The sequence below is a fragment of the Niastella populi genome, assembly GCF_002078015.1.
In the GTDB taxonomy this organism is placed as follows: Bacteria; Bacteroidota; Bacteroidia; order Chitinophagales; family Chitinophagaceae; genus Niastella; species Niastella populi.
Genome location: NZ_LWBP01000097.1, coordinates 1 through 1,395, shown reverse-complemented (window position 1 = coordinate 1,395; position 1,395 = coordinate 1). Strand labels below are relative to the sequence as shown.

The following is a 1,395-nucleotide window of genomic DNA, read 5'->3' as shown; positions in this document are numbered from 1 at the left end:
TTCTATGTCAAAATTCTATGGTGGCGTTACGCACTACTGTGTTGGCAGATGTTAATTCTTTTAAAAAAAATGTATTTCATTATTCCGGTCATGTATACTCTAATTTATTTCTAATAAATGCCTAATTACATCAATTGCTTTATCAAAATCTTCCCCGCTCTGAGTCATTTTATGAAATTCTGAAAATGCTCTAATTTCTTTTGGATAAAGATTTGCTGTTTCTTCAACTCTTTGTTTTATACTTTTCAGGAGTTGTGTACTATGCCCATGGAGTAATGACTGCGTTTCATATATGTCATCAACTGCTTTTTTAGCATTATTGAAATTGTATCCTAATGCCATTATATCAGTATAAACTGAATCCAAATAAACTGATTTTGGGATGTCAGGATTTGCTAAATAGGCATCGTTTGGTACAATAGATTCAAGTCGTTCTATGTATACTCCTTTAATCTGAGATAAAAGTTCGTTGTATGTCATAGTTTTATTCATTTTCTTTAGGTTGCCAGTCGCTTACTTCAATTTTGCTTGTTCTTCCAATTCTTAGAAATAATCTTTTTCTAATTCGAAGTGTAATCGACTTTCATTTTTTACTTTTGATTAGTTATAACTCTCATTGGCATGACATCCTACGTTTATACTCTTGCATGCCCAAGTGCTACCTATCAAATAAATGTGGAGATATAAAAAATTCCAATTTCGAGATTACAAAAATTTGAAGAAAAAATACTCGGGTGTTTTTCCCGTATTTTCAAATCCCCAATTGAAGAGCTGGCTATGTAGAAACGAATCTAAGGAGTATTTGTACTATCCGAAAAGCGTAAAAGCGCAAAAAGTAACGAGATTTTCTTTCGTGAAGGCTTTCTATTTTGTCTTGTTCGAGATCGGGAGTTGAACCCAAATCCGCTAGCTATAGATAAGAATACAAGCGTTAACTATCTGATAATGAACAAATAAAAAAGGCTTCAATACTGAAGCCTTTTCTTGTAGCGGGATCGGGCGAAAGGTCTAACCGGTTAATACAGGATTTGATTGCTTTTGACAGTTTGTCTGTTTATATGTAAACTGATTTAACTGGCGAAGAACTTAAAAGTATCGTTCTTGCGCTCAATTCCCTCAATTTGGCCATAACTGGCAAATTAAACATAGTTATGGCCAAATTGAAATATAGCGATTACGTTAGAACAATGCGCCCAGGAAAAGCTTCAAAGTGGATAATAAGAATATTAATTCGCGGATTAATCTAACGCCAAATAAAAATGGTCTCGCTTCCGTGAAGCCGTTTGTCAGTGTAGCGGGATGGAGAATAGATCTAATAATATCATGCAAGATTTAATTGAATTTGATGAATTGATGTAAACAGAGGCCGCAACCTCGTTACTTAAACTGCCAATT

1 protein-coding gene is annotated in these 1,395 nt (G+C 34.1%); it reads right to left on the bottom strand.

Going from position 1 to position 1,395, the window contains the following annotated elements; translation table 11 throughout:
- Positions 1-99 precede the first annotated feature (99 nt).
- The gene (locus tag A4R26_RS10025) at positions 100-480 is read right to left on the bottom strand and encodes a hypothetical protein (protein ID WP_133054614.1); all 381 of its coding nucleotides are present in this window, start codon (positions 478-480) and stop codon (positions 100-102) included.
- Between the last annotated feature and the right edge of the window lie 915 nt (positions 481-1,395).